Source organism: Exiguobacterium sp. Leaf196 (genome assembly GCF_001423965.1).
GTDB lineage: Bacteria > Bacillota > Bacilli > Exiguobacteriales > Exiguobacteriaceae > Exiguobacterium_A.
This window is the reverse complement of sequence record NZ_LMPV01000001.1, coordinates 169,498-191,579: the sequence shown is the minus strand read 5'-3', so window position 1 is coordinate 191,579 and position 22,082 is coordinate 169,498. Positions and strand designations below refer to the sequence as shown.

At 46.7% G+C, this 22,082-nt stretch carries 23 protein-coding genes; 2 read left to right on the top strand and 21 right to left on the bottom strand.

All coding sequences use genetic code 11. The features are described from left to right. Positions 1-30: 30 nt before the first annotated feature. Positions 31-192 (top strand): YqzM family protein, encoded by a 162-nt coding sequence (locus tag ASG02_RS15400; RefSeq protein ID WP_023467431.1) that lies wholly within the window; start codon positions 31-33, stop codon positions 190-192. A 36-nt stretch (positions 193-228) separates the two neighbouring features. Here ASG02_RS15400 and ASG02_RS01040 read toward each other — a convergent pair whose 3' ends face one another. From ASG02_RS01040 to ASG02_RS00970, 15 genes are all read right to left on the bottom strand, one after another. Beyond that, positions 229-2,391: a DNA internalization-related competence protein ComEC/Rec2 gene (locus ASG02_RS01040; protein WP_056060057.1), complete on the bottom strand. Its 2,163-nt coding sequence runs from the start codon at positions 2,389-2,391 to the stop codon at positions 229-231. Next, the gene (locus ASG02_RS01035) at positions 2,391-2,999 is read right to left on the bottom strand and encodes a helix-hairpin-helix domain-containing protein (RefSeq protein ID WP_056060054.1); all 609 of its coding nucleotides are present in this window, start codon (positions 2,997-2,999) and stop codon (positions 2,391-2,393) included. Before ASG02_RS01035 ends, ASG02_RS01040 begins: the two co-directional genes overlap by 1 nt. A gap of 229 nt (positions 3,000-3,228) precedes the next feature. Next, the gene (locus ASG02_RS01030) at positions 3,229-3,957 is read right to left on the bottom strand and encodes a class I SAM-dependent methyltransferase (protein WP_035409303.1); all 729 of its coding nucleotides are present in this window, start codon (positions 3,955-3,957) and stop codon (positions 3,229-3,231) included. Next, on the bottom strand, positions 3,957-4,304 hold the full coding sequence (gene rsfS, locus ASG02_RS01025; protein ID WP_023467427.1) for a ribosome silencing factor: 348 nt from the start codon (positions 4,302-4,304) through the stop codon (positions 3,957-3,959). Before rsfS ends, ASG02_RS01030 begins: the two co-directional genes overlap by 1 nt. Then, positions 4,301-4,876 (bottom strand): bis(5'-nucleosyl)-tetraphosphatase (symmetrical) YqeK, encoded by a 576-nt coding sequence (gene yqeK, locus ASG02_RS01020; RefSeq protein ID WP_056060051.1) that lies wholly within the window; start codon positions 4,874-4,876, stop codon positions 4,301-4,303. The genes rsfS and yqeK overlap by 4 nt, the downstream gene beginning before the upstream one ends. Further along, on the bottom strand, positions 4,866-5,435 hold the full coding sequence (gene nadD / locus ASG02_RS01015; RefSeq protein ID WP_035409307.1) for a nicotinate-nucleotide adenylyltransferase: 570 nt from the start codon (positions 5,433-5,435) through the stop codon (positions 4,866-4,868). The genes yqeK and nadD overlap by 11 nt, the downstream gene beginning before the upstream one ends. Further along, entirely contained in the window at positions 5,432-5,725 is a 294-nt protein-coding gene (gene yhbY, locus ASG02_RS01010; RefSeq protein ID WP_023467424.1) for a ribosome assembly RNA-binding protein YhbY, read from the bottom strand. Before yhbY ends, nadD begins: the two co-directional genes overlap by 4 nt. 2 nt (positions 5,726-5,727) lie before the next feature. Further along, entirely contained in the window at positions 5,728-6,516 is a 789-nt protein-coding gene (aroE, locus tag ASG02_RS01005) for a shikimate dehydrogenase (RefSeq protein ID WP_056060048.1), read from the bottom strand. After that, positions 6,516-7,625, bottom strand: a complete 1,110-nt coding sequence (gene yqeH, locus ASG02_RS01000; RefSeq protein ID WP_023467421.1) for a ribosome biogenesis GTPase YqeH — start codon at positions 7,623-7,625, stop codon at positions 6,516-6,518. Before yqeH ends, aroE begins: the two co-directional genes overlap by 1 nt. A gap of 143 nt (positions 7,626-7,768) precedes the next feature. Next, positions 7,769-8,353 (bottom strand): YqeG family HAD IIIA-type phosphatase, encoded by a 585-nt coding sequence (locus tag ASG02_RS00995; RefSeq protein WP_035409311.1) that lies wholly within the window; start codon positions 8,351-8,353, stop codon positions 7,769-7,771. A 136-nt stretch (positions 8,354-8,489) separates the two neighbouring features. After that, on the bottom strand, positions 8,490-9,830 hold the full coding sequence (locus ASG02_RS00990) for an ArsB/NhaD family transporter (protein WP_035409769.1): 1,341 nt from the start codon (positions 9,828-9,830) through the stop codon (positions 8,490-8,492). A gap of 59 nt (positions 9,831-9,889) precedes the next feature. Next, positions 9,890-10,669, bottom strand: a complete 780-nt coding sequence (locus ASG02_RS00985) for a phosphatidylserine decarboxylase (protein WP_082478675.1) — start codon at positions 10,667-10,669, stop codon at positions 9,890-9,892. Further along, positions 10,662-11,150 carry a thioredoxin family protein gene (locus ASG02_RS00980; protein WP_035409313.1) on the bottom strand — a complete coding sequence of 163 codons (489 nt, stop codon included), beginning with the start codon at positions 11,148-11,150 and terminating at the stop codon, positions 10,662-10,664. Before ASG02_RS00980 ends, ASG02_RS00985 begins: the two co-directional genes overlap by 8 nt. 13 nt (positions 11,151-11,163) lie before the next feature. After that, positions 11,164-12,297: a beta-aspartyl-peptidase gene (gene iadA, locus ASG02_RS00975; protein WP_056060043.1), complete on the bottom strand. Its 1,134-nt coding sequence runs from the start codon at positions 12,295-12,297 to the stop codon at positions 11,164-11,166. Between the two features lie 63 nt (positions 12,298-12,360). Next, complete coding sequence (locus ASG02_RS00970; protein WP_035409317.1) at positions 12,361-12,555, bottom strand: YjzD family protein; 195 nt, start codon at positions 12,553-12,555, stop codon at positions 12,361-12,363. 198 nt (positions 12,556-12,753) lie between these two features. On the opposite strand from ASG02_RS00970, the gene ASG02_RS00965 reads away from it, so the two are divergent. Beyond that, positions 12,754-13,563, top strand: coding sequence for a Cof-type HAD-IIB family hydrolase (locus ASG02_RS00965; protein ID WP_056060040.1), 810 nt, complete (start codon positions 12,754-12,756; stop codon positions 13,561-13,563). Positions 13,564-13,614: 51 nt separating this feature from the next. Here the strand turns inward: ASG02_RS00965 and ASG02_RS00960 are convergent, their stop codons facing one another. From ASG02_RS00960 to ASG02_RS00935, 6 genes are all read right to left on the bottom strand, one after another. Further along, entirely contained in the window at positions 13,615-14,466 is an 852-nt protein-coding gene (locus ASG02_RS00960) for a YitT family protein (RefSeq protein ID WP_035409321.1), read from the bottom strand. A gap of 188 nt (positions 14,467-14,654) precedes the next feature. Then, positions 14,655-16,955, bottom strand: a complete 2,301-nt coding sequence (locus ASG02_RS00955) for a glycoside hydrolase family 65 protein (protein ID WP_056060037.1) — start codon at positions 16,953-16,955, stop codon at positions 14,655-14,657. A 225-nt stretch (positions 16,956-17,180) separates the two neighbouring features. Next, positions 17,181-18,212: a LacI family DNA-binding transcriptional regulator gene (locus ASG02_RS00950; RefSeq protein WP_056061891.1), complete on the bottom strand. Its 1,032-nt coding sequence runs from the start codon at positions 18,210-18,212 to the stop codon at positions 17,181-17,183. A 34-nt stretch (positions 18,213-18,246) separates the two neighbouring features. Further along, positions 18,247-19,770 (bottom strand): alpha-amylase family glycosyl hydrolase, encoded by a 1,524-nt coding sequence (locus tag ASG02_RS00945; RefSeq protein WP_056060034.1) that lies wholly within the window; start codon positions 19,768-19,770, stop codon positions 18,247-18,249. 22 nt (positions 19,771-19,792) lie between these two features. Then, a complete protein-coding gene (locus tag ASG02_RS00940) occupies positions 19,793-20,626 on the bottom strand; it encodes a sugar ABC transporter permease (protein ID WP_035409327.1) in 834 nt (277 codons plus the stop codon). Between the two features lies 1 nt (position 20,627). Beyond that, positions 20,628-21,983: a carbohydrate ABC transporter permease gene (locus ASG02_RS00935; protein ID WP_035409329.1), complete on the bottom strand. Its 1,356-nt coding sequence runs from the start codon at positions 21,981-21,983 to the stop codon at positions 20,628-20,630. Positions 21,984-22,082 lie beyond the last annotated feature (99 nt).

The following is a 22,082-nucleotide window of genomic DNA, read 5'->3' as shown; positions in this document are numbered from 1 at the left end:
GAAGCGGAATCTATTAAGGGGGAATGCAGCATGGCACATTCAGTACGCCCACCAAGTGAAAACGCGTTCGAGAACGATATTCAATCAAAACGCAACGATGCGCTCGACTCTGCCGTTGGTTTTGGTGCATCATTCGGCTTCTTCGCAGTCTTGTTCATCATCGGTGTCGCAATTAAGTTCTTAAGTCTATAATCAGTAAAACAGCAACCTTGGGGGGTTGCTGTTTTTTTATTTTATCATAGGTTCACAGCCCGCTGAAGAACAAGTTACACTCCCGTCCTCATCCGTTCGAAAGACGATCCGATCTGTCCCGATTCGTTCGAGGACGTCCGGATGTGGATGCCCGTATCGATTTTTTCGTCCGACTGACAAGATGACAATCTTCGGATTCGTCTTTCGTAAGAGTTCTTCACCGGTCGACGTGTTCGAACCATGATGACCTGCTTTTAGAATATCGATCGGACCAATCTTTAACTCGTCTTCGATTGCTAGTCCAGCGTCGCCCGTCAGTAAAACACGTTGCTTGGCAATCTGTGCGAGTAATATGATAGACCGATCGTTTTCTTCTTCTTTTCGTCCAGTTGGTGCAAGTACCTGTAACCAAGGACGAATCGTTTGCCCCTTTTGAACGAACTCAACACGCGTTCCAGTGGCTTCGATAGAACGAATCAAATCATTTCGCTTCTCATCCATGTTGTCATATGCACCTAAATAAATGGTTTTCACGCGAACTTGGCGCAGTACACCTAGAAGTCCACCGACGTGATCGTGATCAGCATGTGTCACGATCAGACCGTCAATTTCGGCTTCTCCTCGTGTGAATAAAAAGGGAGCGACGATATGACTACCTGGATCAAACGGACGAAGCAGTGGATGCGTCGTTTGTTGATAAACGCCACCGGTATCCACGACGAATGTCTCTCCTGCTTTCTCAAGCACGATACTATCGCCTTGCCCAACATCTAAAAACGTGACTTGCTCAGGTGCGCGCCACTCGGTGTAGCCCCATGCCGCAAGTAAAAGGATCAACGGGAGAACATGCCCCCACCATCTCCGCTCAGCAATGAACCAAGCGATTCCCATTCCGACAACGACGATCGTCAAGACGATCGGAGAAAATGCCGGAACGGCAACCATCGCCAACGGTAAATCCTCCGCCAGTCGTAACACTTGATCCATCCATTGAATCGCATACTGATGCGCGATCTGAAACGTTGAACGAATCGGTAAGAACGGAAGTGTCGCGAGAATGAACGATCCCGGCAGAATCACCCATTCAATCCAGCTACCAATCAATAGGTTTAACAATGGCGACCAAATTGAAACAGTCGTCTGTTCAATACCCTGCAAAAAGAGGAGTGTTCCAAACTGTGCCCAAGCACTGATCAGCAGCCAGTTCCAAGGACGACGAACCGAACCCATTAGTCGTCTCGACAGCACAAGAAACAGCGTCAGTCCGACCGTCAATTGAAATCCGATATCGTAAATGACAGTCGGTTGAATCGCCAATTGAAAAGCCGCTACCCCTGCAATGACCTCCACCGGATCTAACGGTTTGTGGAAACGACGACCGAGCAACAGAATGATCGCGACAAGAACAGCTCGTGTGACTGGAGGGCTCCACTCCGTCAACCATCCGTAAATCGGCAGTAAGATAAGAACGATATCGAGTCGTTTTTCTTTTGTCATTCTGATTTTTCGTAAGACATACAGCAGACTAAATACTAAAAAAGCGATATGTGATCCTGAGATGACGATTGCATGTAATAAGCCGAATTTCTTAAACCGTTCGAGCGTCACTTGATCCATTAGTCGATCCTCACCAAACACAAGCGCTTCGACGTAGAATGCTTGCTTTTGTGGTAACAATTCTTCGATCCGCTTTAGCCATACTTCACGTACCCGTCTTCCTTCTGCCGCATACCCAGGTGTCCGATGACAGGAATCAAATGAACGGACTTCCCACTTTCCAGCGTAACGATGTGTATGCATGAATTGCTGTTCATCAAACCCTCCCGCATTCGATTGTTGGCGGACATCGAGCGGTTCCGTATTTACGCGACAGGAGTGCCCGATTCGTTCGTATCCTGTTTCTTCTTCCGTAATCGTTGCCGTCAATAGAACCGATTGACCGTTACTCTCTGCCTCATAACGAATTCGATCCCCATTACGCTTCCCTGACAAGATGTCAACAGACGAGACGTCATGCGGTTCAGGTGACAGATGACCCATTCCGATGAATAGGCAACTCAGAATGAACAGAAAAAAGAGACGACCGATTGAAAAAGACCATGATTTCAAGACAGCGAAGAGCATGAGGAGCACTAACCACCAAATCGATTCTTTGATGGCAACGATGAGTAAGAGGACGAACAGCACATGAAGTGGCATCAGTAGACGATCAGGTAGGATTTAAGCGATTCTAACGTCTTTTCCCCAAAGCCCTTCACATCTCCGAGTGATTCATATGTCGCAAATCCCCCCTTCTCCTCACGATAGGCTAAGATCGCTTCTGCTTTGGCGGGACCAATTCCCGGAACCTCCATCAACTGTTCCGCCGTTGCCGCATTGAGGTCAATCAATCCTTTCGGTATCTCTGCTTTTGAGCGTTTCGTTGGTTTCGACTGATCTTTCGTCTTTTTTACCGGCACGATGACTTCCTGTCCATCAATGAGACGTGCCGCGAGATTCATTTGTCGAATGTCAGCTTTCGCAGTCGTCTTTGCTTTTTCGATTGCATCCTTCACTCGATCACCCAAATGGAATTGATAAGGTCCAGGCGCTTCTACTGCTCCTTTTACGTCGACCATGATGAGTTTGTCACGAATCGAGGTATCCTTTTCTGCTGGCTCTGCTTTTGCCTCTTGTTGTTTATCCGTTAAGGACGGTTGATCGACCATCGCTTCATTTGAACAAGAGGGTAATGGTACGAATAATAAAATGATGAGCAGCAGGACGACGACGAGACCTGCTATCTGTTGCAAACGTGGAACGGTCAAGACGAATCCCTCCTTTTCCCACGACTCTAACAGGTCACTACAGACTTCAGGAAACGAAGGAATACGCACTAACCATTCTTTACAGCACGATCCTGCGGTGTTTCGTCGGATGAAAGTCCTACCATCCATACCGTTACTTTGAATTAGCATCTGTTTCACGAACAAAAAAATCCGTCTCCTTCAAGCAACACGAACGTGTATCGCTAAAAGAAGACGGATGAAATCACTTTTACATTTTTTCGGCAACGAAGAAGATCCGCTCGACTGTCTCAGAAGGAGCGTCCGGTCCAAAATCGCCTGTGACCGCGAGAACCCGGAATCCGGCTTCGCGTAACCATGTTACGTATTGTGCCGGAGGATACGTCCGCTGATGATGCGTTTCATCGACACGCTCATAGCGACCATCCTCCTCCTCGATGAAGAATGTCAGTTCATGGACGACAGAAAGCGGCGCTTCACCAGGATCCGCGAACCAGATATACGAGCTTTGTTCCGCATGTGTCGCATACGTCTTCCCATTGAACAGCGTCTCCATCTTGTAAGGGGAGTGTGTATCAAACAAAAGACGTCCACCCTCCTTTAGAATCGCTGCTACATGTGTAAATGTCTGTTTGACATCCTCTTCCGTCTGGAGATAATTCAAGGAGTCGCATAGGATCGTCACGGCATCGACAGGTGTCGGCAATTCGATTTCGCGCATGTCTTGCGCCCAGAATTGAATAGTCAATCCTTCTTCCATCGCTTTTTCCTGCGCGACTTCGAGCATCTCTTCAGATAAATCGATCCCGAGCATCTCATAGTGGGCTGCTAATGCAAGCGTCGCCGTACCCGTTCCACATCCGATATCAGCAATCGTACTTCCAATCGGAACGTATGCTTTGACCCAGTCAACCCATTGATCGTACGGGACGTCTTGCATCAATTCATCATAGATGTAGGCGAACTGTTCGTATGCCATTAGTTGACCTCGACTTCAACCTTTGGAGCATCTGCCCATAGTTTTTCGAGGTTATAGTAATCACGATCGTCACGGTGGAAGACATGAACGACGACGTTTTCAAGATCCGCCAACACCCAACGTGCCGCATCGAATCCTTCGAGGCGTTTGATCGGCAGGTTATGTTCGTGCGCGACTTCTTTGAGTTCACGCGCGATCGCCTGTACTTGTTTTTCTGAATTCCCTTCACAGATGACGAAATAGTCGGCAACTGGTGAGATGCTCGACATATTCAGGACGACGATATCTTCAGCACGTTTATCGTCGATGGCATTTACGATTAATTGTAATTCTTGTTCGACTGTCATAGGACGGTCCCCTTTCGTTTGGCCGCGACGAAGGCATTATAGGTCTCAATCGTTCGCGGAAAGATGATAGCTTGTTTCGTACATAAAAAATGAATCGTCTGACTGAGTGTTGCGATGACGGCGTCCGTCAAATCCTGCTCGGCTACTTCACGAAGCACTTCGACACCCGAATAACTACGATTCGGCTCAATCGCATCCGCGACGAAGATGATTTGATCAAGTAACGGCATACCAGGTGCCCCTGTTGTATGATTCGCGATGGCCTGATAAATCACGTCTGAATCAAGACCAAGTTCTCGACGCACAAGCTCCGCACCCACTGGCGCATGAAGTAGTTCGTCATCATAGTCGAGTAAGATCCGTTGATTCAATTCAACGGCAATCGAACGCATCTCATTCGTATCGCGGTATTTTGCATAATCATGGAGCATGGCAGCAAGTGTTGCTTCTTCTTCGTCAACACCATATTTAAGAGCCAAGTGTCGTGCCGTCTCGACGACACCTAACGTATGCACATAGCGTCGCTCAGGTAATGTGTTTTCAATGATTTGACGTGCTTCTTCAAGGCGCATATAGATTCCACTCCTCAATCCGTTGTCGAACGGCTTCCGGTACAAGGTAGCGAATGCTCCGTCCGCGCGCGACCCGTTGCCGGATATCCGTCGAAGAAATTTCTAGCAATGGCATATCGACCGCTTTCACACGGGCACCACGCGGAATCAAATACCGACTTCCCGGTCGAGCGACGGCACCAAAGACGACTTCCTCGTATAACCGTTCAGCTTGATACCACGTATCGAGACTAACGAGTGAATCTGCGCCGATTAGAAACAGAAACTCATGCTCCGGGTATCGGTGCTTGAGTGCACGAATCGTATCATACGTATAGGAAGGTTCTTTTCGCTCAAATTCAATCGCAGAGACAGAGAAGGCAGGGTTCAATGCAATTGCTTCTTCTACAAGACGGAGACGCTTAGTTGCGTCTGTGACAGTACGTTGTTTATGCGGTGGTACATTCGCTGGTAAAAACCAGACCGCATCAAGTTCGAGTTGTTCCTGCGCTTGTTCGGCAATCAGGAGATGACCGATATGCGGAGGGTCGAACGTTCCGCCCATCAGTCCGATTTTCATCGTGGCAATTCGAGCGTCTTGTTCTCTTTTGATTCTTTATAGAGAACGATGACTTTTCCGATGACTTGAACGAGTTCAGCATTCGTTCCTGCGACGAGTTCTTGTGCGACATCCTTTGGTGCGTCCGCACAATTTTGTAGTACTTGTACTTTCAAGAGTTCCCGCTTTTCGAGCGCATCCATCAAATCAGCGCACATCGCTTCACCGACTCCATTTTTACCGACTTGGAAAATCGGGTTTAAATCGTGAGCTGTCGCGCGTAAAAAACGTTTTTGTTTACCTGTTAACATGATTAAAATTCCTCCAATTGCTTTCGTATCACCTGCTCGCCAAGTGCGAGATCAGGTGCTTGTCCGGTGAAACGTTCAAATGCTTCAGCCGCTTGTAAGACGAACATCGGGACGCCGTCGAGTGTGTCGAGACCTTTTTCAGTCGCTTCACGCAATAGACGGGTCGGCGTCGGTCGATAAATAATATCACAAATCAAAGCGTTCGTCTCTGTCAATTCAATCGGACGTGCTTCGACATGTGGCGCCATCCCGACAGAGGTCGTATTGATGATGACGTCGTAACTCGTTAAATCAAATGTTTCGTGCCATGGCAAAACGTGTGTTCCGAATTCATCGGCAACCGCCCTAGAGCGTTCTTCTGTGCGGTTCGTGAGCGTCACATCTCCCGGTAGCGCAGCAATGATTCCTCGTGCTGCACCGCCCGCACCAAGGACAAGTGTCTTTTGAAATGACGGACGACGTTCTGTCAACGCACGGACGAATCCGATTCCATCTGTATTCGCACCAATCAACTGCCCATTCTTCCAGTATACCGTGTTGACGGCGCCCGCTTTTTGAGCTGCCGGCTCCAGCCGATCCAGGTACGGAATGATTGCTGTCTTATGGGGAATCGTCACATTGATTCCATCCAGCTGATGCATACGTAATTTTGTAATAATTCGTGGCAATTCATGCTCCGTTACATCGATAAGGTCATAACAGCCGAAAAGCCCAGCCGCTTCCAGCCAAGCTGTATGCAGCTCAGGTGAAAGTGAATGGGCAATCGGATGACCGATGACGGCAAAGCGCATCAGACGAGCGCCTCACGTAAAGATACAGCGACACCTTTCGGGGCATACGCAGCGACACGTCCACCTTTTCCATGAACCGCAACCCACCCGAGTCCACTGAAGACGATATCCGTCTTCATGTTGTCGCGGAGACTGAATTCATGACGGACGAGCGGAGGCAGCATCTCACGCGTCTTTTCGTTCGGCGGAGACAACAGCTCACCGTTATGGTTCGCATATAAATCGTCTGCTTTTTCAAGCTTCGTCCGGTGAACTTTCAATTCGTTCGACATATAGATGACGAATGAACGCTTGTTCCCTTCCATATAGTCCAATCGCGCAAGACCTCCAAAGAAGAGCGTCTGTTGCGGATGGATTTGGAAGACTTGCGGCTTGATCTCTTTTTTCGGTGTGATCAGCTTCAAGTCCTTCGCATCAACGTAGTGAGCCATTTGGTGATGATTAATGATCCCCGGTGTATCATACAGGTTACAGTTATCGTCAAGTGGGATGTCGATTAAATCTAGTGTCGTTCCTGGGAAGTGACTGACCGTGATGACGGCCTCATCCTCTTCACCGAAACGTTTGATGACTTGGTTGATCAGGGTCGATTTCCCGACATTTGTACAACCAACGACATAGACGTCGCGTCCTTTTCGATAATAATCGATTTTCTCAGCGAGTTCATCGACCCCGTGACCTTTTTTCGCACTGATCAGATGAACGTCAACTGGACGTAATCCAAGTTCTTTCGATGCTTGACGCATCCAGTTCATGAGACGGTTCGGATTTAATGACTTCGGTAATAAATCGGCTTTGTTCCCGACGAGTAAGACATCATTTTTTCCGACGAACCGATGTAATCCCGGTAACCAGCTCCCATTAAAATCGAAGATATCAACGATTTTAACGACAAGTGCATCTTTTTGACCGATTCCGTCTAAGATTTTAACGAAATCATCGTCCGATAAAGATACATCTTGAATTTGATTGTAGTGCTTTAATTTAAAACAACGTTGGCAAATGACCATTTCACGATCAAGTGCAGATTTAGGTGCGTATCCTGGTGCTTTTGTGTCTTCCGTTTGAATGGCGACACCACAACCAGCGCAGTGGATTTCTTCGATCATATTATGTTGAGCCGCATGCGGGAATGATTTCCCTTCTCTTTTCACCGTAGCGCCCTGCTCGCTACTCCAAGAGCGTAACTTCCGACCTCTCGCCGTACATGTTGCGACTACTGCCTTCCCTTTCATCTACCGATCTGACAGGGTTATTGTTGCTTATCCTGACGAAGTGTTTCGATCGGATGTTTCAGTGCAGAAGGATCTTCCTTGACGCGTTGTGTCAATTTATAGATTCCTTTGCGTTTCATCCGGTGGAAAATGACACGTTCCATCAGGCGATTGAATTTCGTGACGACACCGTCCGTCTTAACGACGGGTTGAACGTGGATGACTTCGATTCCAACGGAGTTTGCACCGAGTACATCCGTAAAGAGTTGGTCCCCTAAAAAGACGACTTCTTTCGCGTGATAGCCGAATTCCGTCAATGCCCGTTTAAACCCGATAGGAAGCGGTTTTCGAGCAGGCGCAATATAATGCAATCCGAGTGGATCCGCGAACTTCTTAACGCGGTCTCCGTTATTGTTCGATACGATGATGACGTCAAAACCATATTGATTATTCACCATATCCAGCCAAGCAACCAATTCGTCTGGAGCATCTGCGATATTCCATGCGACGAGCGTATTATCAAGATCGGTCAAAATAGCTTTGACACCGTTTCGTTTGAGCATTTCAAGGTCGATATCGTAGATCGAAGCCACGAAATGTTTCGGATAAAGTCGTTTGAACAAGAATAAAACCTCCAGATAATGGTCTAGCTCTATAGTTAAGTTTAAGAAACAGTTATGCTCTTATCGTTCGATTATAGCACAATCAGGTAGCAAGAGCGACGCACAAAAGAAAACGGAAGGCGAACCTCCCGTTTTCTTAATAATACCGAATCCACAAATAGAGTTGGGATAGGATCAACGTCACAATCGTGATCGGTGCTCCGTAAATCAAAAAGCGCATATAGGTGAATTTTTCACCTTGTCGTGTCGCAAGACCCGCGACAATGACGTTTGCCGATGCACCGATCAATGTCCCGTTACCACCGAGACATGCACCGAGTGCAAGGGACCACCATAAAACATCCACTTTCGCATCTGCTGGTGTAAGTCCGATCCCAGCAGCTACATCATTGATGAGCGGGATCATTGTCGCGACAAACGGAATGTTGTCAATCGTCGCACTCGCGATACCGGACAACCAAAGAACAGCAGTTGCTGTCGTCTGAATGTCACCGCCTGTCAAATCAATCGTCTTCTCCGCAAGATATCGAATGATACCTGCTTCCTGAATTCCACCAACAAGTACAAAGAGTCCGGCGAAGAAAAAAATCGTCGTCCATTCAACACGTGCAAAGATTCCTTCTAGCTGATGATCGTTTTCAATCGTCAGCAACATCAGGACGGTCGCTCCAAGAATTGCGATCGCTGGTGCTTCGAGATGGAGTCCGATTCGATCAAGCATCGGATGCAATACGAAGAGTGCAATCGTACTAACGAGTACGACACTACTCCGCGTGACGAGTTTTCGACTGACAATATAACTCTTTTCATCGATTTCCATCAATTTTTGTCGATCTTCTGCCTCGACGTGCAGTTGCTTCCGGAAGACGAAGTACAGAATGCCGATCGTCACGACCGTAATGATCAGGATGATTGGTGCAAGATTCAGCAAAAAGGCATTGAACGTTAAGTGTGGATTCGCGGCACCGATCATGATGTTCGGTGGATCGCCAATCAAGGTCGCCGTCCCACCGATGTTCGCAAATAATACTTCGGCGAGCAAAAACGGAAACGGCGCGATTTTAAGTATCTTTGTAATCGAGAAAGTGATCGGGACAATCAATAAGACTGTCGTGACGTTATCCAAAAAGGCAGATCCAAGTGCCGTCAATGCGGATAATAGAATCAACACTTTGATTGGGTCGCCTTTTGTTGTCTTCGCCGCACGAATCGCAATATATTCAAACAATCCAGATTGATTGGCAATCGTAACGAGAATCATCATCCCAATTAATAAGACGATTGTTCCCCACTCGATGTATTCAAATAATGCAGTCTCGAGATCCACAATGCCGACGATGACCATTGCGAGCGCTCCGAGTAGAGCGACGATCGCCCGGCTTACTTTTTCACTGATGATAAAGCCATAGGTCACTAAAAAAATGATAAGTGCGATATATGTCTGGACCTGTGTACTTCCGATTTCTGCTAATGCCATTGCCGGCATGATTCATTCCTCCTAAACGTAAGGAGACGCCCCGAACGGGCGCCTCGCTCTCATGAATGCCATTGTCCGAGGCGTTGCCCCATTAAAACTGGTCCAATCGCTTGTGTATCTAATGTCAATGCATCTTTCGGACAGATCAGGACGACCGTTGAACCGAAAGAAAAGTATCCGAACTCATCTCCTCGACGAAGTTCCTTTGCTTCGTTTGTCCGAACGATTGAGTTGACGTTGAGTGCACCGACCATGACATGTTCAAGTGCATGTTTTCCTTGGACGATACGTGTCACGCGACGATAGTTCCGTGTCAATGGACGAAGCGCATGTGTGAGACCGATCTCATTCACCGGTGCCGAATCCCGACCGAGCGTATAACTGGTCCGGATCGTTCCGTCCATCGGTACATGGACACGGTGGTAGTTTTGCGGACTCAAGTAAAAGATCATCACACGTCCCCCGACATATTGTTGCGCCTCGTAATGGGAACCGAGTAACTCTGATACCGTATACGATTGTCCTTTGACGGTAAAGCGGCTATCAGCCGTCAAGTCGTCAACGACAGACAACATACCGTCACACGGACTGACGAATGCGCCTTCTGATTGATCAATTGGTCGCATTTCCGGTTTGACATGACGAATGAAAACGTCATGTAAACTCGAATACGCTTCTAAATTCCGAGTCGCTTCTGCCATATTCAAATCATATGCCCGAACGAACGGACCGATGAACGGACGACTGACCCGGCTCATCGCAAACCGTTTCAGCTGTTTGGCAACAAGCGGGTGTCCATTTAACTCGAACACGCGAGAGTAGAACCATTTTTTAATCATTGAGATCACCGGATGATTCTTCTTTTGAATCCTTTACTTCTTTTCCAGCAAAGAACTCTTTGTAGCTGTCTTCTGTTTGTTCACCAGCTACCCGTCCGACTTCCTTACCGTCCTTAAAATGAACGACCGTCGGTGTACCCTCGATGCCAAACGTGTCCCAAGCTGACTGTTCGAAAGCAAGATCGATTTGTTCGAACGGAATGTCTTGTTTTTCACCAAGCGGAACAAGATATGGTTTTACTTTTTCGCAGTGCACGCATCCCGTTTGATAGAAATACGTATAGAATTCGTCACCGGATTTTACTTTATCCGAGACTTGTGTAGCTGTTAGATTGCCATTCTTCGATGCGGAATCATCACGATCCGTGAAGACGAGCAGTAATCCCCCAACCAATACGATCAAGGCAATGACTCCCGCTGTAATCCAGTTCGCTTTGGATTGCGGTTTTTTCGTGTTTTTTCGTTTCGACTTCTTTGACACGTCTATCCCTCCGTCATTCTGGTATAAGCCATTTTTTCTGAATCATTATAGCATGACCATTCGCAAGAATCGTATCGATTTGCAAAGCGTCATCAATCAGTAACAGATCAGCACGTTCTCCGGTCGCTACCTGCCCACCCGAAACGCCATATGCATCCGCGACATGTCGCGTGATCGTCGAGATTGCCTGATCAAAAGCAACACCATGCTCTACTGCATCGCGCACGGCTTGCATCAAGGAAGATGGTTTTCCTGTATCGATTCGCACTAATCGACCTGCATCATTAAACGCCGGAAGACTTGCACCAGCGTCGCTCGACATCGTGATCTGCTCGGGTGGGATTCCCGCTGCTAGAGCACGGGCAACAGCCTGCCCTGCCGGAATCTCTCCTTCATCAACGAAGCTTTCTGTCGTACACGTCGTGAAATCGATTCGTCCGCCCTGTTTCGCCCAAGCGAGTCCCGCCTCAAAAATCCGTTCACTCCGATTGATATGCGTCGGGAGAAATTGCCCTATTGGAATATCAGTCGTTTCAATCACTTCATGTAATAAATCAAGCCCTTGTTTCCCGTCTCCGATGTGGACGTTCATCGTTCCCGACACGCCTTTGACCATGCCGGCGATTCGAGCCTCTGATGCTAACCGCGCGAGTTCATGGGCAGTCGGCTGTGTCGATCGGTGATCATTGATGGCAATCTCTCCGATGCCAATCACTTCATTGATGAGGACGATATCATGCCCTGTCGAATGTGTCAGGAAGACGGGTGGCACCATGTAACTTCCGCTCAAGAGAAAGGGACGAATACCGGATGCGGCATATCCTCGTATGTGTGCCAGTAGATCAATTCCGGTTCGTGTCCAGCCATCTGTTCCGAGCAATCCGACGACTGTCGTGACACCGCCTTCGAATATGTCACGAACAGTCAACGGAGCCGTTCGTGTCGCAAATCCGCCTTCCCCTCCTCCACCAATTGGATGTAAGTGTCCATCGATGAAACCAGGAACTAGCCGTTTGCCGCGACCATCAATCCGGTGTGTAATCAGTGCTTCATCTATGGTATAGGAACCGATTCCGATGATCTGATTTCCTGCTATGTAGATATTTTGCGGCATCTGTTGCCACATGACCTGTTCGATAACGATCATCGCTCATTCCTCCTTAAGACAAAAAGCGAGCCTATCGTCCAAGTGACGATATCTCGCTTTTCCTTATTCTGCCTTAGTCCCTTGACCAAGACCTAAATCTTCATTGACGGCATCGAGTGCGAAGACGACAAGTGAAGTGACGACAGACATCGCTGTCGCGAATCCAAAGCTATACGATACTGCATCAACCGCTGATACGATGAACACGGCTGTGTTCACGAGTAAGAATGACCAAAAGAATGTAACGAGAAAACGCATGATTTCCCCTCCGTTTCCATAACGTACTATAGTGTTGTCCTACGATTTGTAGTATACCATTTTTTAATCTAAGCAACAGCCTTTCTCCGTTTTTTTCAAACGCTTTCTTTTCCTTGAAAAACTTCATCAATTCATACAGGCGACTGTCACTTCGTATGCTACAGTAGAACTAACGAAAAGAAAGCGGAGGATTTCATCATGACTCGTCACTTAATTGCTGTCGATCTCGACGGCACCCTTTTAAAGGATGATAAAACGATCAGTGTGGCGAACATCGCTGCGCTTCAACGTGCACGTGCAAACGGTCACGAAGTCGTCATTGCGACAGGACGACCGTTCCGTCACGCTCGAAAATATTACGAACAGCTTGGATTAACGACACCGATCGTTAATTTTAACGGTGGTCTCGTCCATCACCCGCAGAATGTTCATTTTGAAGTCCAGCACCATCCAATTCCACTCAAGACCGTCCAACATATTTTGGAATCCGTCGCTGAAACAAAGACACAAAATATCGTTTGTGAAGTCACGGATCATGTCTATTTTCAATATGATCCAGTCGGTATCTACGAATTTTATACCGATCATGCCTTGTCTGTCACAACAGGAGATTTACGAAAAGTACTTCTTCACGAACCAACGTCACTTTTGATTCATGCTAAAGGAGAACATGTCGATGAGATTCGTTCCGAACTATCCGGTGTCCATGCTGAGACAGTACTTAATCGTCAATGGGTAAAACCTGAATTCATGGTCGAAGTGATGCGAAAAGGTACAAGTAAGGCGATCGGTCTTGCTCACATCGCGCATCATCTCGGGATTGATTCCCGACAGATCGTCGCGTTTGGTGATGAGGAAAATGATTTGGAAATGATCGAGTATGCTGGTCATGGTGTTGCAATGGGAAACGCCATCCCTGCCTTAAAACACCTGGCAAATGGCACGACGAAGCGAAACGAGGACGATGGTATCGCGTACTATTTAAAACATGTCTTAGGACTCGCATGAAGAGATACGAAAAGGCACTTGCTGCATATCGCAGAGCAAGTGCCTTTTTCATTATCCTTTTCGGAAGTATCCAACGACCGAGTCCGTCGCGACGACGTTGATGAATACTGTCTCGTCCGCTTCCCGACAAATCCGTTCGATATCCCGCAATTCGTGACGCTCAATGACCATCATCAACGTCGCTTTCTCAGCTCGTGAATACGTACCGATCGAAGGAATCTGCGTGATTCCACGAATGATGTGCTGATGCAGAGCCGTCGTGATGTCATCCGCATGATTCGTGACAATAAAAATCGTCAAGCGTTGGTTACTTGTATGAATCTCATCGACGACCTTAGAAGTCACGTAGATGAAGACGATCGTATATAAGGCAGTCGACCAGCCGAACAACGCACCTGCCAATAATGCGATCAAAAAGTTCAAGACGAACAGATATAAGCCGACACTGCGATCGGAGAAACGGGCAAAGATGAGGGCGACGATATCAAACCCACCCGTTGAAGCACCGAATTTAATCGTGATACCGGTACCAATCGCAAGCAAGACCCCTCCAAACACTGCATTCAGTGTCTGATCACCTGGTATGACAGCATATTGAGGAATAAGACCAATAAAAATTGTCGTTGCCAGAACCGAAATCAACGTGACGATTGTAAAACTCCGACCTAACATGATCCATGCAAGCACGATCAAAGGTAAGTTCAGCGCTAAGAACCAAACGTTTTCACCAAACGCAAACGCTGTATTTTGAAGGACTTGCGTCAAGATTTGGGCAAGTCCTGTAAATCCAGTCGAATAAACACCACTTGGAATCAAAAACCAGTTCATGGCAACGGCAATGACGAATCCTCCGATCGTAGCCACGATCACTTTTAACATACTTTCCTTTACTACTGCTGTCACATGCCGTTCTCCTCTCATTCATAACTATCTTGAAACACTTTAGCACATTCAAATGTCGTCGGATAGTCAAGATTTCCAAAGATTGATGTTCTTTTTCATGATGGCGTTTTCATTTGTGACAAAGGTGTCCTCTAATTCGTGTTACACAAAAAAAGAACCGACTTGGCATCAGTTCTTTTTCATCGTATTTATACTGTCATCGAAGCAGGCACCGTAATATTTCCTCCTGCCGGAACTTCTACAGTCGTTCCATGAACGTTTAAGCTGAATGCTTCGCCTTCCGTCTGAGTGATTTCGACGGCGTTTGGCTGAACATGGACATGGATATGATGACCGCGCCACTGCATCCGGAACGCATAGCTCGTCCAGCCTTTTGGCAACATCGGCTTAAAGGACAACGTATCGTTCGCTACCCGTAATCCGGCGAATCCATGGACGATCGACATCCAAGATCCAACCATCGACGTGATGTGTAATCCGTCTTCTGTATCATTGTTGTAGTTATCGAGATCAAGTCGTGCCGAACGTTGGTACAATTCAACTGCCTTTTCCTCATAGCCGACTTCCGCTGCAATGATCGAGTAGATACATGGAGATAATGATGATTCGTGAACCGTACGTGGTTCATAGAAATCGAAGTTCGCTTTCTTCTCTTCTAGACTGAAGCGATCCGTCAAGAAGTAGAGACCTTGCAGGACATCTGCCTGTTTAATGAATACAGAGCGAAGGATCCGGTCCCAAGACCAATTCTGGTTCAGCGGAAGATGTTTTGGATCGAGTTCAGCGACCAAAATTTGTTCCTTATCCATGAAGCCATCCTGTTGCATGAAGATACCAGGAGCTGCTTCATCTTTTGAATAATACATCTTCGCGTCGATATCTGCCCACTTCGCCAGTTCCTCATCCGTCAACGCTAATTGATGCATGAGTTCTTGCAAACGTTCTGGTTCTTCTTGTGCTAGATGACGGTGAACGGTCTGTGTATATTCGAGACACCATGCTGCGATCAGATTCGTATACCAGTTGTTGTTCACGTTGTTCTCGTATTCATTTGGTCCCGTCACCCCAAGAATCATGTAGACATCCTTATGCACCACATAATTGACACGGCTTGCCCAATAACGAGCAATCTCGACTAACACTTCAAATCCGTATTGTCCGAGATACGACGTGTCACCCGTGTAGTTCGTGTAATTATAAATCGCATGCGCGATCGCGCCGTTCCTGTGAATCTCCTCATGCGTAATTTCCCACTCGTTGTGGCACTCTTCTCCATTCATCGTCACCATTGGATAAAGCGCACCCTTCATCCCGACATTCTTATCCGCGTTTTCTTTTGCTTGCGGTAATTGATTATGCCGATATTTGAGTAGGTTCCAAGCCACTTCCGGCTTCGACGTCGCGAGGTAGAAGTTCAAGCAGTACGCTTCTGTATCCCAATACGTCGCACCGCCATACTTTTCGCCCGTGAATCCTTTCGGTCCAATGTTAAGGCGTGAATCTTCGCCTGTGTATGTCTGGAACATATGGAAGATATTAAATCGAATCCCTTGTTGTGCTTCGACATCTCCTTCAATCTTCACGTCTGCTTCTTCCCAGTGATGCAACCACGCTGCTTCATGTGTCGCAAGTAATGTATCAAATCCGGATTCGAAAGCGGTATGAACCCGTTTCATCGCTTGTTCCAGTAATGCGTCGATGTCATAGTCACGATTCGTTACGAGCGCAACGAATTTCTCGACAGTGACACCTTCTCCGACTACTGCTTGTTTCGTAAAACGATTCGCGACATACTGCGTATTGCCGTCAACGACTTCACAACGTGCGCCTTCGACATCCGTGATCATAGCTGCTGTCACATGCCAATCAAGCTTTTTCGTCTTCGACGTGACGTAACCAAAACGCTCTTCGATTCCGTGTTCAACGGGAAGCCAGAACTTCTCATCATAGTTTGAGTCTTCATTCTCAACATCCGCATCGAGATACGATTCAATGATGATCTCTGCTTCGAAATTGACAGGTGTTACCGTATATTGCAAGGCTGCGATTTCTTTATCGACAATCGAGAAGAAACGTTTGGATTCAACTTTTATTTCCTCTTCCCCATGTTTCAACAGCATCGTCCGTGACAACACACCGTGTTGCATATCGAGTTCACGTTTGAAATCGACGACTTCCCACGTGTTCAAATCAACTGCTTTTCCATTAACGGATACTTTTAAGCCCATGATATTGACAGCATTGAGTACTTTCGCGAAGTATTCCGGATAACCATTTTTCCACCAACCAACACGTGTCTTATCTGGATAATAAACACCTGCGACATACATGCCTTGATGTGTGTCACCTGTGTACTCTTCTTCAAATGTACCGCGCATTCCCATATGACCGTTTCCGATCGATGTCATCGATTCTGCTAGTCGATTATCTTCTGGATGAAAACCAAGCTCTGTAATTTTCCACTCATTGACCTCAAAAAGTCGTTTCATCGTCAAGTCGCTCCTTTTATGCTAAACATGTCAGCTAGCCTGATCATGTAAGCGTTTCATCTGTACTCTACATTCTTTATTGTACACATAAAAAGCTTCAATGCAATCGTTTGCACGAAAATAAATTTCTTTTTCTGCAACCGCTTCCTTTTACTAGGAATAGATGTCTCTTGCATCAAAAAAAGTCTATGATTAAACCCGTCGGTTTAAACATAGACTTTCGTTTCATGCTTCGGATTTTCCGCCACAAGACTGACGGACGACAAGATAGTGTGGGACAATGACGCGTTTCCCATAAGGCGTCGCATCTTCATTGATTTGTTCAATCAAGCAATTCGTTGCTTCAAAGCCAAGTCCAAAGATATTGATTTCGACAGAAGTCAACGGTGGACTTGAGAATTCTGCGATGAACAAGTTATTGAAACTGACGACAGCCATTTGATCTGGTACACTGATGCCCATCTCATTGAGCGTACTCATGACACCAAGTGCCATCATGTCGTCACTGACAACGACAGCGGTCGGTGGGTGTTCAAGTGACATTAGTCGTTTGACTGCTTCAGCCCCTCCTGTCGTCATAAATGGTGCGCTGACAATATAAGACTCTTGAATTGGAATGCCCTCTTCCATGAGAGCCGTCTTGTATCCGCCGACACGCTCTTGCGTCACGGCTAAGTCCTGTGCGCCACCTACGAATGCGATGCACTCGTGTCCGAGTTGATGTAAATACTTCGTTACCTCTCGACCTGCCAGATAATTATCCGTATCGACATACGTGACGTGCGACGAATCACTGAATGGTTTCCCGACGACGACGAACGGGAACTTCGAGTCTTGCAAAAATTGAACGACTTTATCATCCGTTCGGGAATAAAGAACGACGACACCATCGACGCGGCGACCCTGAACCATCGAGACGACACCTTCGTAAACCTCTTCTTCCGAGACACCTGTCGTCATATAAAGCGAATATCCATTTTGATGCGCTTTTGTACTAATCCCTCGAATGACTTCCGAAAAGAATGGATTTTGAAGCGTTTTTGTTGCGGCACTCGGCATGACGAGACCAATCGCTTGTGTCGTCCGATTCGCTAGACTGCGCGCATGAACGTTCGGATAGTATCCGAGTTCATCCATCGCCTGTCGTACCCGTTCTTTCGTCTTTTGACTGATACGCGAACTGTTCGCGATGACGCGTGACACCGTCGAGGGTGCGACATTTGCCTCCCGTGCTACATCCTTGATTGTTACCTGCATCCCCTTCACCTCACATTTCCCCTACTTAAGTATTTTATTTCGTTTGACGTTGCATCCGTTTACGGTGAACGAGAAGAAGTATGAGCGCTAAAATTGGAGCGATTGCACCGATTGCGACGATCGACCACCAATTGACTTGTGATTTTTCGATGACGTAGCTATTTGCGCTACTTGCATCGAGCGTGATTTCATACGCGTCACCATCTTGACGCACCAAGTCTGAGAATAAAAGGCCTCTCAAACGCTGATCATTACCGATTTCCTTCGCAGATACACGTAAGCTCGTTTTTTTCTCCCCAAGATTAATCGCATAAACGACTTGTTGTTGTTTGGTTTCCCGTGAGTAGACCGCCATATGATCCGTTTTTGCGATCAAGCGTTGCTTCCCTGTGGCAAACGCTGGGTAGTCCTCGCGCATCTCATTCAACGTTTTTACGTACTGTTGCATCTTCTTGTTTTGATCAAATGTCATCATCATCCGGTTTCCGGGATCCTCACCGCCTGGCATCGCTACCTCTGTTCCTTGGTAGACGATTGGCATACCTGGAGCAGCATAGAGTGCAAACAGCGCTAATCGAAGTTGACGCTCCTCTTCTTTTGCGCCACTAATCTTCGCTTCCGTGATGAAACGTTTGACATCATGATTGTCAATGAAAGTTGCAAGTCCTTTAGCATTCGGATTAAACGTAGTATCTCGATTATAAACTGAATCGAGTTCTTCCGCTGAACCATTTTTGCGGGCAAACTGGTCCTTAACCCCATAATAAAACGGGAAATTCGTGACGGAATCAAAGCCTAATTTTGAATAGGAGGCAATTTTTCGCGGATTTCCGTCAAATACTTCAGCCAGTAAGAATAAGTTTGGATGCTTTTCCTTTACTGCAGGAATGAATGTTTTCCAAAATGCGGCTGGCACATGGCGAACCGTATCCAGTCGATAACCGTCTATACCCGTTTCATCGACCCAGTAGTTCGCAACATCAATTAAGTAATTCACAACTTCAGGATTTTCCGTATTGAAGTCTGGTAAATCAAATAACCAATTATTTTCGACTTCAGATGGGTTATTCCAGTTCATGATGGGTTGATTTTTATGGAACCAGTCCGGTTTTTCTTTGACCATTGGGTGATTCGGTCCTAAGTGATTGACGACAAGATCGAGAACGACCTTAATATCTCGGTCATGCGCTTCCTTGACGAGACGCTTGAACTCTTCTTTTGTTCCAAAATGCGGATCAATCTCGTAATAATCATCCGTCCAGTATCCATGATACCCATTTGGGCGGTTCTTAAAGATTGGTGTTAACCAAATTGATGTGAAGCCTTTTTTCTTGATGTAATCAAGACGTTTCGTCACCCCTGCTAAATCTCCACCTTGGAAGGCTTTTGGATTCTCAGGATCCGCCTCTCGGTCATTACTCGGGTCTCCGTTCTCGAACCGATCAACCATGATGAAATACATCCGTTCTTTTTCCCAACTTGCTGCTTCCCCGATCATCGGTTGAAGTCCGATAGACAAGAGAAGCGGCAAGAGGAGAAGCATTATGCCTCGTCTCATGCCGCTGATTTCCCCCTTATGATTATCCTTTCGTTCCACCAGCTGTCAAACCAGAAACGAAGAAACGCTGGAATGCGAAGAAAAGAAGAACGATTGGAACTGCTGATAATACGGCACCTGCCGCGAATAACGTAAAGTTGTTGTCGAACTGCTCTGACACCATGTTATACAACCCGACCGCAAGCGTCTGTTTCTCAGGAGAACGCAGCACAAGCGATGCTAAGATGAAATCGTTAAATGGAGCCATGAAGTTGAACAACGCGATGACGGCGACCATCGGCTTTGCGAGCGGTAAGATGATTTGCCAGAAGATTCGTAAGTGACCGGCACCATCCATCCGTGCCGCCTCATCAAGTTCTTTTGGAATCGTATCAAAATATCCTTTGGCAAGATACGTATTCATTGGAATCGCGCCACCTGAATAGAGTAAGATAAGCGCCAGATGCGTATCAAATAATTCTAACATATTAAGCAGGACATAAATCGCAATGATTGCAACGAATTGCGGTACCATCTGCAACACGAGGAATAGGATTAGTGAATTTTTCCGACCGACAAAGCGATAACGTGAAAAAATATATCCTGTTAACGTAATCAAAGCGACGGATACCACCATCGTGATGACGGCGATCTTAATCGTATTCAAGTACCACATGCCGTAATCCGTTTTTGCTGGATCAAACAAATCGAAATAGTGAATTAATGTCGGATTACTTGGGAAAATATCCGATGTAATGCTTTTCCCTGGGTTCAGTGAGGTACCCACGACCCAAAGAAGTGGATAGACGATAATGATGGAGGCGATCGTCAAAATGAGATATGACAACGCCATATTAATTCGGTTTTGTTTTCTCATATTAGATCATATCCTCATCTTTGAATGATTTTGAACGCTTGAACTGAATGACGGCAATCGTCATGATGAAGAACGACAACACAAGCGTGATGGCTGCTGCGAATCCGTATTGCGGATTTGAGCCGAGCGATAATTTGTAAATCCATGAAATCAAGATATCCGTTCCACCTGCTGATTGTCCCGGTACTGCCGGTCCACCATTGTTGAAGAGATAAATGATATTGAAGTTATTGAAGTTGAACGTATACTGCGTGATTAAGATTGGTGCCGTTGCAAATAGAATCATCGGTAACGTGATTAGGCGGAATTTCTCGCCTGCTGTTGCTCCGTCAATCGTCGCCGCTTCATAAAGATCTTCAGGAATCGACTGTAAGATTCCTGTCGTCAGCGTCATGATGTATGGGAATCCTAACCACCACTGAATACCAATCAAGGCAAGCTTCGTATACGTCGGATCCGTCATCCAGTCGAGACCATTCTCAAGACCGATCGCTGGTAACAATGTCGTATTGAAGACACCGAAAGTTTCATTGAACATCGAGCGGAAGATCAAAATCGTGATGAACGCTGGTACTGCCCATGAAAGAATCAAGATCGAACGGAAGAAACGTTTTCCTTTGAGTCCTTTTTGATTCAGCAAGACTGCAAGGCCGATTCCAATTGCGATGACCCCTGTCGTCGAAGCGACGGTCCAGACAAGCGTCCAACCAAGAACGCTCACGAACGTATCACGGAAAATATCGACGGTGAAAATGTTCAGGAAGTTTTGGATGCCGATCCAGTCGACCAGCTTCGCTGGTGGTGAGTTGTTGAATTTGTAGTTCGTAAACGCAATCAAGAATGTAAAGATCAACGGTAAGACGACCGTGAACACTAAAAGTACTAGTGAAGGAATCAACATCGCGTACGGGAACCCGTTATCGCGGAAGTTCCGTAGTTGCATCTTCAAGGAAGGTACTTCGAGGTTCATGTCACGTAACTTACCGATTCGATACGCATCGATAAAGTTCCAGACGTAAATGGCGATACCAAAGACAAGTAAAATCAAGGCAATGATGCCCTCGACCATTAGAAAGATCGAGTGATCCCCCCTTACGCCTGGTACCTCACCGAGTGTAATCAAGCCCCAGATCGCTCCGCGATCGCCAGGACCATTTCCGGCTCCTTTGAAGAACAGTTCAAAGTTAACGAGGAAATATGAAAGTACGACAATAAAAAATGTCGCGCCTTTAAGGAATTGTTTATTGTATAGTTGTCCTACTCCTGGAATGATCGACATCAGCGCCGCAATCTTGCGGTGGTTCGTCTTTTTTTCAGGCGTTGGATTCGTCGGGTGTGGTGTTGCAATCGCAGCCATCGTCCGTTCTCCTTTCCAAAGGTCATGTCTGACCTCAGGCTTCTCTTCCAACCATAAAGATGAGGGGGAATCCAAGATCCCCCTCTCTTTATCTCTTTG